This is a genomic window from Amycolatopsis kentuckyensis (genome assembly GCF_041679295.1).
Lineage (GTDB): Bacteria > Actinomycetota > Actinomycetes > Mycobacteriales > Pseudonocardiaceae > Amycolatopsis > Amycolatopsis kentuckyensis_A.
This window is the reverse complement of the sequence record NZ_JBGDMD010000002.1, coordinates 145,598-157,630: the sequence shown is the minus strand read 5'-3', so window position 1 is coordinate 157,630 and position 12,033 is coordinate 145,598. Positions and strand designations below refer to the sequence as shown.

Sequence of the window (12,033 nt, the reverse complement as noted above, 5' to 3'; positions counted from 1 at the left end):
GCCGGTCCTCGATCGTCATCGCCGACCTGACGATCGGGGACCGGCATCCAAATGTCCTATTTGCCCAGGTGAGCCCCGCCGTTGACGTGCACCACCTGTCCGGTGACGTGCCCGGCGGCGGGGCTCGCCAAGAACGTCACGACGGCGGCGACATCTTCCACCGTGCCCGGTCGCTTGTTCATCGTGTTCCCGATCAGCCACTCGCGCCGACGGTCCGAAAGCTTGCCGTGGAAGAACTCCGTCTCGCCGATCAGCCCGGGCGCGACGACGTTCGCGGTGATCCCCCGCGGGCCGAACTCCTGGGCCACGCTGACGTTCCACCCCTCGACGGCGGCTTTGGCCGCCCCGTACGAGCCGGCGCCGGTGCGGGCGGCGATGGACCCGATCGTCACGATGCGCGCGTTGTCGGCGAGCCGCTCGCGCAGCGCGTGCGTCACCAGCGCGGCACTGACCACATTGGACTTGAGGTTGCGCTCGAACGCGGCCGCGAAGCCGGCGAGCCCATCACCGTCGGCGTCGAGGAAGTCCGTGTTGCCGCCGGCGTTGTTGACGAGGACATCGACGCGCGCGGGCAACTCCCCGAGTGCGGACTCGACGGCCGCGGGATCGGCGGCGTCGAAGACGACGGGCCGCGCACCCAGGAGCGCCGCGGCTTCGGAGAGGACCTGCTCCCGGCGCCCGGTGACGGTGACCCGCTCGCCGGCCTCGGCGAACGCCGCCGCGACGGCGTACCCGATGCCGGTGCCGCCGCCCGTGACCACTACTTCCCTGCTGTTCCCCATGACTTCGACCCTAGTGCCTAGGATCGGGGCATGACCAAGATCGATCCGGCCACGTCCGCGCTCGTGCTCGTCGACCTGCAGGAGCGGATCGTCAAGCTGCCGACCACGCCGTACTCCGGCGAGGACGTCGTCGCGAACGCGCTGCGGCTGCGGACGGCGTTCCGCGAGGCCGGGGCGCCGGTGGTGATCGTCAAGGTGTCGCGGCCGGACAACCCGCCGGGCAACGAGCTCGTCTTCGACGCGCAGGACGACAAGATCGTCACGAAGTACACGATCGGCGGCTTCGCGAACACGGACCTCGACGAATTCCTGCGCGGCAAGGGCGTCCGAACCGTGTACTTCGGTGGAATCGCGACGGAGTTCGGCGTGGAGTCGACGCTGCGCGCGGCCTCCGACCACGGCTACGACACGGTCGCGGTGTCGGACGCGATGACCGCGCTGTCGGAGATCTCGCACGAAAACGCGATCACGAAGATCTTCCCGCGCCTCGGCACGGTCATGACGACCGACGAGGTCCTGGCGTGATCGACAAGGTGGCGTGGATCGAGGTATCGGACGGCCGCGTCCTGGCGGCGCGCTCGCGGGGCAAGGACAGGTTCTACCTGCCGGGCGGCAAGCGCGAGCCGGGCGAGACGGACGCCGAGACGCTGGTGCGGGAGATCCGCGAAGAGCTGGACGTGGAGATCTCGCCGTCGACGATCACCCCGGCAGGCACGTTCGAGGGCCAGGCGCACGGCAAAGCCGAGGGAACGCTGGTCCGCACGGCGGCGTACACAGCGGAGTACACGGGAACCCCGCGGGCGAGCAGCGAGATCGAGGAGATCGCGTGGCTCGGGTACGACGACCGGCCGCGGGTGTCCCTGGTGGCGCAGCTGATCTTCGACCACCTGCACGAGGCAGGCGCACTGCGGTGATCGACAAGATCGCTTGGCTGCACTTGGTGGGCGGCCGGATCCTGAGCACGCGATCGCGCGGCAAGGAGGTGTACTACCTCCCGGGTGGCAAACGCGAGGCGGGCGAGTCGGACGTCGAGACGCTGACGCGGGAGATCCGCGAAGAACTCGACGTGGCGATCACCCCGGAGTCGATCGCCCCGGCGGGCGTGTTCGAAGCGGAGGCTCACGGTCACCCGGGCACGCTCGTCCGCATGACCTGCTACACGGCGGAGTACACCGGAACGTTGGCCGCCAGCAGTGAGATCGAAGAGATCGCTTGGCTGGCGTACACGGACCGGCCGCGGGTGTCGGCAGTGGACAAGATCATTTTCGACCACCTGCACGAGACCGGCCGGTTGCACTAACCGAGCCGGAGCTTCGGCTTGTGCTCCAAGTGCGACAACCCGTTCCAAGCCAGGTTCACCAGATGCGCCGCGACCTCGTCCCGCTTCGGCTTCCGGGCGTCCAGCCACCACTGCCCGGTCAACGCGACCATTCCCACCAAAGCCTGCGCGTACAACGCCGCCAGCTTCTCGTCATACCCGCGAGCCGCGAACTGCTGGGCCAGGATGTGCTCCACCTGGCTGGCGATGTCGTTCAGCACGGTGGAAAACGTCCCCGTCGAACTCGCCACCGGCGAATCGCGCACCAGGATCCGGAAGCCGTCGTGGGAATCCTCGACGTACGACAGCAACGCCGTCGCCGCCTGCTCGAGCATCACGCGGGGGTGGCCACCGTGCAACGTGGACACCATGCGGTCCAGCAGCAGTTGCGTTTCGCGGTCCACGACCACCGCGTAGATGCCCTCTTTGCCGCCGAAGTGTTCGTACACCACGGGTTTCGACACGTTGGCGCGGTGCGCGATCTCCTCGATCGACGTTCCGTCGAAGCCTTTCTCGGCGAACAACGCCCGCGCCACGTTCAACAACTGCTGGCGCCGCTCGGTGCCGGTCATCCGGACGCGCGTCACCGGGGCGACCGGACGCGCCCCGGTGACCTGCTGTTCCCTCTTAGAACGTCGTCTCCCCGCCATCGGGGCAGCCTAGTTGACTAGCCTTTTTCCGTCGCGATACGGGCCAAGCGCTGCGGGGTCGGCCAGCGGACGTCGTGCACCCAGCCGAACTTCTCGAAGATCCAGATCAGCCGCGCGGAAATGTCGATCTGGCCGCGCTTCACGCCGTGGCGGGCGGACGTCGGGTCGGCGTGGTGCAGGTTGTGCCACGACTCGCCGAACGAGAAAATGGCCAGGGGCCAGAAGTTCGCCGACTTGTCGCGCGCCGCGAAGGGGCGCTCGCCGATCATGTGGCAGATCGAGTTGACCGACCACGTCACGTGGTGCAGCACGCAGATGCGCACCAGGCCCGCCCAGAAGAACGCGGTGACCGCGCCCCACAGCGACCACGAGATGAGGCCACCCAGCAGCGCCGGCAGCAGCAGGCTGACCAGCGACCACAGCCAGAACAGGTCGTCGACCTTCTTGATCGCCGGGTCCTTGACCAGGTCCGGCGCGAAGCGCTCGGCGTTGGTCTGGTCGCGCTCGAACAGCCAGCCCATGTGGGCGTGCCAGAAGCCCTTCGCGATGGCCCACGGCGAGGTGCCGAACGCCCACGGCGAGTGCGGGTCGCCGTCGCGGTCGGAGAACGCGTGGTGGCGGCGGTGGTCGGCGACCCAGGTGATCACCGGGCCCTGCAGGGCGATGCTGCCCGCGATGGCCATGAACACGCGCAGCCACTGCTTGGCCTTGAACGAGCCGTGTGTGAAGTAGCGGTGGTACGACACCGTGATGCCGAGCCCGCTGATCGCGTAGAACACGACGAAGATGGCGACGTCGACCCAGCTCAGTCCCCAGCCCCAGGCGAAGGGCACCGCGACCAGCAGTGCCACCAGCGGCGCGATCACGCCGAAGTACACCGACAGCTGCACGCCGATGCCGCGCGTGCCTTCGATAACGGGTTTGGGCCCCTTGGGTGCCGAGGGCTCCCCGGCGGGCTGAGAACGGTCGAGCGTGGCCGTCATACGCTTCACTTCTCCCTACGCGGGCAACCCTGTGACGTAGGGTGCCCTAACCTACGATGCCGTAAGTTACGGTACAGGAGGTTTCGGCGGCTGGGGAGAGCCTGAACCTCACACCGGTCCTTCGTAGGGGGATACCCGGCGGACAGCCGCGTAACGCATCCCCCGCGCGGACGACACCCGATCGTCGCTATCCTGACCAGGTTCGATCCGCCGTAGTGTAATCGGCAGCACTTCAGATTTTGGTTCTGACAGTTCAGGTTCGAATCCTGGCGGCGGAGCAGCAGAAGGACCCGAACCCACGACACCGGGAGGTTGGCGCTGACCGACGAGGCGACCGACCCCGGTGCGGCCAGGCGTCCCGCCCTGGCCGAAATGTCCGACGCCTGGCTCGTCGGGCGCGCGCGGGAGCTCATCGCCGCGGTCCAGCGCCAGGAGTACACCCAGCAGCTGCAGATCGTCGAGCTGATGGACGAGCTGCTCGACGAGACCCAGCGCCGCGGCGAGCCGACGATGGTCGCGCAGCTCCTGCGCGCCTCGGCGATCGCCCGGCTGATCACCAAGGGCCTCGCGGCCGAGGCCGAACCGCGGCTCGACGAGATGCTCGCGCACACCCGCCGGCACGGCCTCGCGCTGCTGCGGGCCGACGCGCACGCGCTGCGCGGCCGCCGCCTGGTGATCGCCGCGCAGGAGGACCCCGCGCTCACCGAGATCGCCCGCGCGCTGGCCATCCTCGACGACTCCGCGATCCCGAACCGGCAGGTCGGCATCCGCCAGTGGAACCGGATGCTGTGGTCGACGCTGAACGACTGCTGGATCGTGCTGAACCAGCTCGGCGTCTACGAGGCCGCCGAGGAGGTCATCGGCCGCGCGGCGAGCGCGATCCGCGAAAGCGCGAGCCCGCACGAGATCACGCTGCAGCTGATGAACCGGGTCAAGATGCTGCTGGGCTGGGGCCTGCGGCTCGAGCGCATCGACGAGTACGACGAGAGCGCCGAGAAGTTCCGCACCGCCGCGTCCATGGCCGTGGCCGCCGAAGGCCCGTTCACCGAGTCGCTGTTCCCGCGGAAGGCGGGCGTCGCGGCCGTCGACCAGGTCGGCGTCCTCGCCTCGGCGCAGGCGCTGCACAGCCCGAGCGCCGACCAGATCGACCGGCTCCGGGCGCTGCACGAAGGCACCGGCTACCCGGGCGAACGCGAGATCGTCGCCATCGCGCTGGCCCGCTGCCTGGACCAGGCCGGCCGCCGCGAAGAGGCCCTCGACGTGCTGCGGCACGCCCGCGAGTCGCTGGCCGACGACACCTCGCAGCCCTCGATGCGGCTGAACATCGCCCGCGAGCTGGCCCGGCTGGACACCACGCCGGACTACGCGTCCGGCGCCAGCGAGTCGCTGATCGACTACGCGAGGCGCCTCGAAAACGAGATGTGGAGCCTGCGCGAGTCGCAGATCGCCACGCTCAACGCCCGCCGCGAGCACGAACGGCTCTCCGCCGAGCACGGCGCGATCACCCAGCAGGCCCTGCAGGACCCGCTCACCGGGCTGCCGAACCGGCGCGCGCTCGACGAGAAGCTGCGCCAGCTGGCGTCGTCGGCCGACGCGCAGCCCCTCGCGGTGGCGCTGGTCGACCTCGACGGCTTCAAGGGCGTCAACGACAAGCAGTCCCACGCCGAGGGCGACAACGTGCTGCGCGTCGTCGCGAGCACGCTGCGTGACGCCCTGCGCGGCGACGACCTCGTGGCGCGCTACGGCGGCGACGAGTTCATCGTCCTGCTGCCGGGCACGCCGGCGTCCGCGGCGAAGATGGCGCTCGGCCGCGCGGTCAAGTCCGTCTCGAACCTGCCGCACCACCTCTCGCACGGCGTGACGCTGTCCATCGGGCTCGTCTCGCTGCGGCCGCAGGAGCGCGGCGAGCAGGTCCTCGCGCGCGCGGACGCGGCCATGTACCAGGCGAAACGCGGTGGCGGCAACCAGGTGGCGTCGGCCAACTCGATGGCCGCCGACCCGGCCGCCGCGTGGGCGGGCGAGGCCCCACCGACCGACCCCGCGTGGGACGCCGAAGACCACAGTTAGGATCTGAGCCCGACAGAAGCCATCTTTTGGTTACCGTTGGGAGCGCCGTTGACCGGCCCGCTGAGCACGTTGATCCTCGCCGCGGGTGAGGGCACCCGCATGCGATCCGCGACCCCGAAGGTGCTGCACCCGATCGCCGGGCGGCCCCTCGTGGAGCACGCCGTCCGGGCCGCCGCCGGCCTGGGTCCCGAGCACCTCGTGGTCGTGACCGGCCACGGCCGCGAAGCCGTCGGAGAGCACCTGGCCCGGGTCGGGGAAGCCCTCGGGCGCGAGGTCGGCACCGCGGTGCAGGACCAGCAGAAGGGCACCGGCCACGCCGTGTCCTGCGCGCTGGCGACCCTGCCCGCCGACCTGACCGGCACGGTGATCGTCAGCTACGGCGACGTCCCGCTGCTCGACACGGCGACGCTGCGCGCCCTGCTCGACGAGCACACCGAGGCGAAGAACGCGGTCACCGTGCTCACCGCCGTCGTCTCCGACCCGACCGGCTACGGCCGCATCGTGCGCGACGGCGCAGGCAAGGTCACCGGGATCGTCGAGCACAAGGACGCCACCCCGGACCAGGCGGAGATCACCGAGATCAACTCGGGGGTCTACGCCTTCGACGCCGCCGTCCTGCGCGACGGCCTTTCGCGCCTTTCGACCGACAACGCGCAGGGCGAGCTCTACCTCACCGACGTCCTGGGCATCGCGAACGGCGACGGGCTGCACGTCGGCGCGCTCGTCGTCGACGACCCGTGGCTGACCGAGGGCGTCAACGACCGCGTCCAGCTGTCGGTGCTCGGCGCCGAGCTCAACCGGCGGATCGTGCGGCGCTGGCAGCGCGAGGGCGTCACGGTCGTCGACCCGGCCACGACCTGGATCGACGCCGGCGTCACCCTTTCGCGCGACGTCGTCATCGAGCCCGGCGTGCAGCTCAAGGGCACGACGTCGGTCGGCGAGGGCACGACCGTCGGCCCGGACAGCACCCTGACGAACATGACCATCGGCGCCCGCGCCTCCGTGGTGCGCGTGCACGGCTCCGACTCCGAACTGGGCGACGGCGTCAACGTCGGGCCGTTCACCTATCTGCGGCCGGGCACGAAGCTGGGCGAGAAGGGCAAGCTCGGCGCGTTCGTCGAAACGAAGTCCGCCGACATCGGCGCCGGCACGAAGGTGCCGCACCTGACCTACGTCGGCGACGCCACGATCGGCGAGCACAGCAACATCGGCTGCTCCAGCGTGTTCGTGAACTACGACGGGGTGCACAAGCACCGGACCGTTATCGGGTCGTATGTCCGGATGGGCGCGGACAACACGTTCGTCGCTCCGGTGCAGGTCGGTGACGGCGCTTACAGTGGAGCGGGTGCCGTGATCCGCGAAGACGTCCCGCCGGGCACACTCGCGGTGTCGGCACCGCCGCAGCGCAACATCGAAGGCTGGGCGATCCGGCGCAGGCCGGGTACGCCCGCGGCGGAAGCGGCCCAGGCCGCGCTCGACGCCGAGTCAGCAGCAGGAACCGACGGGGAGTCGCCAGCATGAGTCCGAAGTCAGGTACGCCGAAGAAGAACTTGATGCTCTTCTCCGGACGGGCGCACCAGGAGCTCGCCGAAGAGGTCGCGAAGCACCTCAACGTGACGATCACCCCGCAGACGGCGCACACGTTCGCCAACGGCGAGCTGTTCGTCCGCTTCGAGGAGTCCGTGCGCGGCACCGACGCCTTCGTCATCCAGGCGCACACCACGCCCATCAACGAGTACGTGATGGAGCAGCTGATCATGGTGGACGCGCTCAAGCGGGCGAGCGCGAAGCGGATCACCGTCGTGATGCCGTTCTACCCGTACGCGCGCCAGGACAAGAAGCACAAGGGCCGCGAGCCGATCTCGGCGCGGCTGATCGCGGACCTGTTCAAGACCGCGGGCGCCGACCGGATCATGACCGTCGACCTGCACACCGCGCAGATCCAGGGCTTCTTCGACGGCCCGGTCGACCACCTGATGGCGCAGACCGTGCTGGCCGACCACATCAAGAAGACCTACGGCGACGCCGACATCACCGTCGTCTCGCCGGACTCGGGCCGCGTGCGGCTGGCCGAGAAGTGGGCGCAGACGCTGGGCGACCGGCCGATCGCGTTCATCCACAAGACGCGCGACCCGGACAAGCCGAACCAGGCCGTCGCCAACCGCGTGGTCGGCAAGGTCGAGGGCAAGCTCTGCGTGCTGATCGACGACATGATCGACACCGGCGGCACGATCGTGAAGGCCACCGAGGCCCTGATCGACGAGGGCGCGGCGGACGTCGTCATCGCGACGACCCACGGCATCCTGTCCGACCCGGCGACCGAGCGGCTCTCGCAGTGCAAGGCCCGCGAGGTCATCGTGACGAACTCGCTGCCGATCCCGGAGGAGAAGCGCTTCGAGGGGCTGACGGTCCTGTCGATCGCGCCGATGCTGGCTGAAGCCATCCAGCAGGTCTTCGAAGACGGCTCGGTGACGTCCCTCTTCGACGGCAACGCCTGAACCCGTCCGCCGGGCGCGAACTCCGCGCCCGGCGGCGGTTCCCGGCGCTAGCGTCGCCGGCATGGGGAACTTCAAGTTCGGCGTCAGCTTCCGCGAGATCGGCAGCCGGGACGCCTGGATCGCCAAGTGCCGGCGGGCCGAAGAGCTCGGCTACGACGCCATCACCGTGCCCGACCACCTCGGCACCGGCCGGTTCGCGCCGTTCCCGGTGCTGGCCATGGCGGCCGCCGTCACCGAGCGGTCGCGGCTGGGCACGCTCGTGTCCAATGTGCCCTTCTACAACCTCGCACTCTTCGCGCGCGAAGCCTCTTCGATGGCCACGCTGCTCGACGGCCGCCTCGACCTCGGCCTCGGCGCCGGGCACATGAAGAGCGAGTTCGACGCCGCCGGTATCCCGTGGCAGAACGCCGCGACCCGGATCGGCTACCTCGAAGAAAGCCTCGGCCACCTGCGGAAACACTTCGAGGACGAGGGCATCGGCCACCCGCGGCTGCTCATCGCGGGCAACAGCGACGGCGTCCTGGACCTGGCCGCCGAGCACGCGGACGTCGTCGGGTTCGGCGGGCTCCGGCAGCAGCCCGGGAAGCCGCCGGGCACCTTCAAGCTCGACAACGCCGAGGCGATGGACGAGCGCGTCGCGTACTTCCGTGCGAAGACCGGCCGCGAGGTCGAGTACAACATGCTGGTCCAGCACGTCGAGGTCACCGACGACCGGCAGAAGGCCGCCGAGGCGTGGCACGAGCTGACCGAGCGCAGCGCCGTCCCCGACGCCCGGGAGCTCCTCGACGCGCCCCAGCTGCTGCTGGGCACGGTCGAGGAGATCGCCGGACAGCTCGAGACCCGGCGCGAACGCTACGGCTTCTCCTACATCACGGTCTTCGAGCCGTTCTTCGAGACCTTCGCGCCCGTACTGGAAGAACTTCAGTAAGCGACGGTGAAGCGCGCCCGGTGGTGCTTCGGCTGCTCGATCTCGTCGACGTACGCGATCGCGAAGTCGTCACCACCGATGTGCGACTTGCCGTTCTCGTCGGTCACCAGGACGTCGCCGCCGAGCCGGAACTCGCCCCGGCGCTCGCCCGGGGTCCAGGCGCCGAACTCGGCGGCGGGGCTCACGTAGAACCAGTCGAGGCCCTCGGGCTGCTCGCGCAGCAGGCCGAGCACCTCGGCGTGGCGGCCGGCCTCGTCCTTGTACTCGGCCGGGAACTCCGGGGTGTCGAACAGCCGCGGGCCGCCCTCGGCGACCAGCAGGCTCGCCGCGCCGCCCACGAACGACAGCCGGACGCCGTTCTCGCGCGCGATCCGGGCCAGCGACGGCACGGCGTCGATCAGCTTCTTGCCGTCGATCTCCCGCGCCGGGGTGGCGACGACGAACACGTCGGCGTCCTTGGCCAGCCCCGTCACGAACTCCTCGTCGTGCAGCGAACCCTGGCGCTCGTCGACGCCCTCGGGCGCGGAACCCGCGTGGCGCGCGACGCCGACGACCTCGTGCCCGCGCCGCACCGCCTCGGCGCCGATCTTGCCCCCGGCGTAGCCCGTTCCCCCGAAAATGACCAGCTTGGCCATGTCTGATTCTCCGTTCGTCTCGGCTGTACGCAGCCGATGCTAGGAACGGAAGATCACCTACTTCAACGGAAGCAACGCACCCCCGGGTAGGTGTCCAGCTCAGCCGCCCAGGCCGGCGAACTCGGCCGCGACCTGCTGCTTGACGGCGTTGACGTCGAGGGCCGCGCGGACCTCCGCGGTCGCGTTCGGCTTGGACAGCACCTGGTAGCTCGCCGTGCGGTTCGGCAGCTTGAACTTGACCGTGCAGGACATCTTGACCGTCGCGTACGGCTCGGCGTCGGCCGCCGCCGTGCAGGTCTGCGAACCGAGCGAGTCGGCGCTCACCTCGACGGACAGGTTGATGTGGATGACGCTCTTGCCGCCCGAGGACGGCGACCCGACCACGCTGTTGGAGACGTCGACGGTCGTCGTGCAGGAGCCGACGAAGTCCTTGCAGTCGAGGTTGTCGTTCGTGACGACGGCGCTGGCCTGCACCAGGCCTTCGAACGGCTGGCCCAGCCCGCCGACGGTGTTGTCGAGGTCGGTGTGGAACTTCTTGAGCGCGTCGCCGGCGAGCGGGTCGACGCCGAACTCGGCGCCGAACTTCGGCCCGGCCTGCGGGTCGAGCAGCGCCGGGGCGAAGCTGACGACCCGGTTCGGCTTGGCCGTCGTGACGCGCAGCAGGCTGGGCGCGGCGCCGAGCTGGTAGACCTCGGTGCCGTCCGGGAGCTTCGCCTTGACCGGGTCGCCCAGCCGGTCGAGGGCGGGCAGGGCCTTGCGCAGCCCGTCGGCCAGCGCCTTCGGGGCGAACCGCGCGGCGGGGTCGAGCGGCAGCTCGGAGCCGAGCGAACGCACCCAGCTCGTGCCGAACTGCGTGCCCTCGTCGATGGCGTGCGCCTTCCAGTAGTCGGCGTCGGCCTGCAGGTAGAACTGCCCCGCGGCGGCGGTCACCTGGACGACGCGGCCCTCCATCGGCAGCCCGCCGAGGGCGTTGCCCCCGCGGGTGACGCGGAACTGCTGCTCGGCGCCGTTGGTCGCCGACTTCAGGGCGAGCGCGGGCGCCTGGCCCAGCGCGGTGAGCGCGGCGTCGACCGCGGTGCGCTGCTCGGCGCGCCGGTCGGCCGTCTGCTGCCCGGCCGCGGAGACCCCGGCGGTGCCGGGGACCGCCACCTGGCAGCCGGCCAGCAGTCCGCCCAGCAGCAGCACCGCCGCCGCCGTCGTGGCCCGTCGAGCCCGCATCTTCCGCCCCCTGCTCTCCCGCTGTACCCGAGGACACCTCGGCCGGTGAAGTCCCGCCACCGGATTTGTGTCGTCACGCACCGGGGTTCAGGAGGGTTCTAGCCTGGGCCGGGCCCCCGCCGCAACCCACCGTGATGAGGTTGGTTTACACTCTTGAGGTTGTCTCGGCGAGGCGGGGCCCTTCTGGGGTGCCCGGCGTGATCGACGCGGCGGCTCGAGTAGCCCCGGCTGTCGTGCACGCCTGAAACTCGCCGCCGCAACCGCCTGAACAGAACAACGCAAGCATCCCCCGCCGCAGCATGCTGTCTCCCGCACCATGTTCGTGATTTGAAGGAGTGCCACACCGTGTCCGAGGTACGTCTGTCCGTCGAGCCGCGCACCGAGTTCGGCAAGGGCGCCGCGCGTCGCACGCGTCGCGCCGGCAAGATCCCCGCCGTCCTGTACGGCCACGGCTCGGACCCGCGGCACTTCGCGCTGCCGGCCATCGAGTTCGCCCGCGTCGTCCGCGAGAACGGCTCCAACGCCGTCATCACCCTCGCCATCGAGGGCTCCGACGAGCTCGCGCTGACGAAGACGATCGTCGTGCACCCGCTGAAGAACTACATCGAGCACGTCGACCTGCTGGTCGTGAAGCGCGGCGAGAAGATCGTCGTCGACGTCCCGGTCGTCGTCTCCGGGACCCCCGGCCCCGGCGGCCTGGTCAACCAGGACGTCGACACCCTGCAGGTCGAGGTCGAGGCGCTGCACATCCCGGAGCAGTTCGAGGTCTCCATCGAGGGCCTCGAGATCGGCAGCCAGGTCCTGGCCGGCCAGGTCGAGCTGCCCCAGGGCGCCACCCTGGTCACCGACCCGGAGGCCCTGGTCGTCGCCGTCAACGAGCCGCAGCGTGAAGAGGCCGACGACGAGGCCACCGCCGAGGCGGGCGAAGAGTCGGCCGAAGCCGCCGAATAGCAT

13 protein-coding genes and 1 tRNA gene are annotated in these 12,033 nt (G+C 70.1%); 9 read left to right on the top strand and 5 right to left on the bottom strand.

Going from position 1 to position 12,033, the window contains the following annotated elements:
• Nucleotides 1-56: 56 nt before the first annotated feature.
• A complete protein-coding gene (locus ACERZO_RS06575) occupies nucleotides 57-782 on the bottom strand; it encodes an SDR family NAD(P)-dependent oxidoreductase (protein ID WP_372663294.1) in 726 nt (241 codons plus the stop codon).
• Nucleotides 783-812: 30 nt separating this feature from the next.
• Between ACERZO_RS06575 and ACERZO_RS06570 the strand changes: the two genes are divergently transcribed.
• The 3 genes from ACERZO_RS06570 to ACERZO_RS06560 are packed head-to-tail and all read left to right on the top strand — an operon-like array spanning nucleotide 813 to nucleotide 2,082.
• A complete protein-coding gene (locus tag ACERZO_RS06570; protein ID WP_372663292.1) occupies nucleotides 813-1,307 on the top strand; it encodes an isochorismatase family protein in 495 nt (164 codons plus the stop codon).
• A complete protein-coding gene (locus ACERZO_RS06565; protein ID WP_372663290.1) occupies nucleotides 1,304-1,696 on the top strand; it encodes an NUDIX hydrolase in 393 nt (130 codons plus the stop codon). Before ACERZO_RS06570 ends, ACERZO_RS06565 begins: the two co-directional genes overlap by 4 nt.
• On the top strand, nucleotides 1,693-2,082 hold the full coding sequence (locus ACERZO_RS06560) for an NUDIX hydrolase (protein WP_372663288.1): 390 nt from the start codon (nucleotides 1,693-1,695) through the stop codon (nucleotides 2,080-2,082). The genes ACERZO_RS06565 and ACERZO_RS06560 overlap by 4 nt, the downstream gene beginning before the upstream one ends.
• Here the strand turns inward: ACERZO_RS06560 and ACERZO_RS06555 are convergent.
• Together ACERZO_RS06555 and ACERZO_RS06550 are read right to left on the bottom strand one after the other, a co-directional pair.
• Complete coding sequence (locus ACERZO_RS06555; RefSeq protein ID WP_364451484.1) at nucleotides 2,079-2,672, bottom strand: TetR/AcrR family transcriptional regulator; 594 nt, start codon at nucleotides 2,670-2,672, stop codon at nucleotides 2,079-2,081. The two genes, ACERZO_RS06560 and ACERZO_RS06555, sit on opposite strands and share 4 nt — an antisense overlap.
• A 95-nt stretch (nucleotides 2,673-2,767) precedes the next feature.
• Nucleotides 2,768-3,733: an acyl-CoA desaturase gene (locus tag ACERZO_RS06550; RefSeq protein ID WP_372663286.1), complete on the bottom strand. Its 966-nt coding sequence runs from the start codon at nucleotides 3,731-3,733 to the stop codon at nucleotides 2,768-2,770.
• A gap of 206 nt (nucleotides 3,734-3,939) precedes the next feature.
• On the opposite strand from ACERZO_RS06550, the gene ACERZO_RS06545 reads away from it, so the two are divergent.
• The 5 genes from ACERZO_RS06545 (at nucleotide 3,940) to ACERZO_RS06525 (ending at nucleotide 9,226) form a co-directional block, all read left to right on the top strand.
• A tRNA-Gln gene (locus tag ACERZO_RS06545) sits at nucleotides 3,940-4,011 on the top strand.
• 34 nt (nucleotides 4,012-4,045) lie between these two features.
• Entirely contained in the window at nucleotides 4,046-5,800 is a 1,755-nt protein-coding gene (locus ACERZO_RS06540; RefSeq protein ID WP_372663284.1) for a GGDEF domain-containing protein, read from the top strand.
• Nucleotides 5,801-5,848: 48 nt separating this feature from the next.
• Entirely contained in the window at nucleotides 5,849-7,321 is a 1,473-nt protein-coding gene (glmU, locus tag ACERZO_RS06535; RefSeq protein ID WP_372663282.1) for a bifunctional UDP-N-acetylglucosamine diphosphorylase/glucosamine-1-phosphate N-acetyltransferase GlmU, read from the top strand.
• Nucleotides 7,318-8,298, top strand: a complete 981-nt coding sequence (locus ACERZO_RS06530) for a ribose-phosphate diphosphokinase (protein WP_364451495.1) — start codon at nucleotides 7,318-7,320, stop codon at nucleotides 8,296-8,298. The genes glmU and ACERZO_RS06530 overlap by 4 nt, the downstream gene beginning before the upstream one ends.
• Nucleotides 8,299-8,359: 61 nt before the next feature.
• A complete protein-coding gene (locus tag ACERZO_RS06525; RefSeq protein WP_372663280.1) occupies nucleotides 8,360-9,226 on the top strand; it encodes a TIGR03621 family F420-dependent LLM class oxidoreductase in 867 nt (288 codons plus the stop codon).
• Here ACERZO_RS06525 and ACERZO_RS06520 read toward each other — a convergent pair.
• Together ACERZO_RS06520 and ACERZO_RS06515 are read right to left on the bottom strand one after the other, a co-directional pair.
• Complete coding sequence (locus ACERZO_RS06520) at nucleotides 9,220-9,861, bottom strand: NAD(P)-dependent oxidoreductase (protein ID WP_372663278.1); 642 nt, start codon at nucleotides 9,859-9,861, stop codon at nucleotides 9,220-9,222. The genes ACERZO_RS06525 and ACERZO_RS06520 overlap by 7 nt on opposite strands.
• 99 nt (nucleotides 9,862-9,960) lie before the next feature.
• A complete protein-coding gene (locus tag ACERZO_RS06515) occupies nucleotides 9,961-11,079 on the bottom strand; it encodes a hypothetical protein (RefSeq protein ID WP_372663276.1) in 1,119 nt (372 codons plus the stop codon).
• 345 nt (nucleotides 11,080-11,424) lie between these two features.
• On the opposite strand from ACERZO_RS06515, the gene ACERZO_RS06510 reads away from it, so the two are divergent.
• A complete protein-coding gene (locus ACERZO_RS06510; protein ID WP_372663274.1) occupies nucleotides 11,425-12,030 on the top strand; it encodes a 50S ribosomal protein L25/general stress protein Ctc in 606 nt (201 codons plus the stop codon).
• Nucleotides 12,031-12,033: the final 3 nt, after the last annotated feature.

What these genes read in the sequence shown, in the direction of transcription:
- ACERZO_RS06570 (WP_372663292.1), top strand. Translation starts at nt 813, where the DNA reads ATGACCAAGATCGATCCGGCCACGTCCGCGCTCGTGCTCGTCGACCTG.
- ACERZO_RS06575 (WP_372663294.1), bottom strand. Translation starts at nt 782, where the DNA reads ATGGGGAACAGCAGGGAAGTAGTGGTCACGGGCGGCGGCACCGGCATC.
- ACERZO_RS06525 (WP_372663280.1), top strand. Translation starts at nt 8,360, where the DNA reads ATGGGGAACTTCAAGTTCGGCGTCAGCTTCCGCGAGATCGGCAGCCGG.
- ACERZO_RS06515 (WP_372663276.1), bottom strand. Translation starts at nt 11,079, where the DNA reads ATGCGGGCTCGACGGGCCACGACGGCGGCGGCGGTGCTGCTGCTGGGC.
- ACERZO_RS06520 (WP_372663278.1), bottom strand. Translation starts at nt 9,861, where the DNA reads ATGGCCAAGCTGGTCATTTTCGGGGGAACGGGCTACGCCGGGGGCAAG.
- ACERZO_RS06530 (WP_364451495.1), top strand. Translation starts at nt 7,318, where the DNA reads ATGAGTCCGAAGTCAGGTACGCCGAAGAAGAACTTGATGCTCTTCTCC.
- ACERZO_RS06550 (WP_372663286.1), bottom strand. Translation starts at nt 3,733, where the DNA reads ATGACGGCCACGCTCGACCGTTCTCAGCCCGCCGGGGAGCCCTCGGCA.
- ACERZO_RS06555 (WP_364451484.1), bottom strand. Translation starts at nt 2,672, where the DNA reads ATGACCGGCACCGAGCGGCGCCAGCAGTTGTTGAACGTGGCGCGGGCG.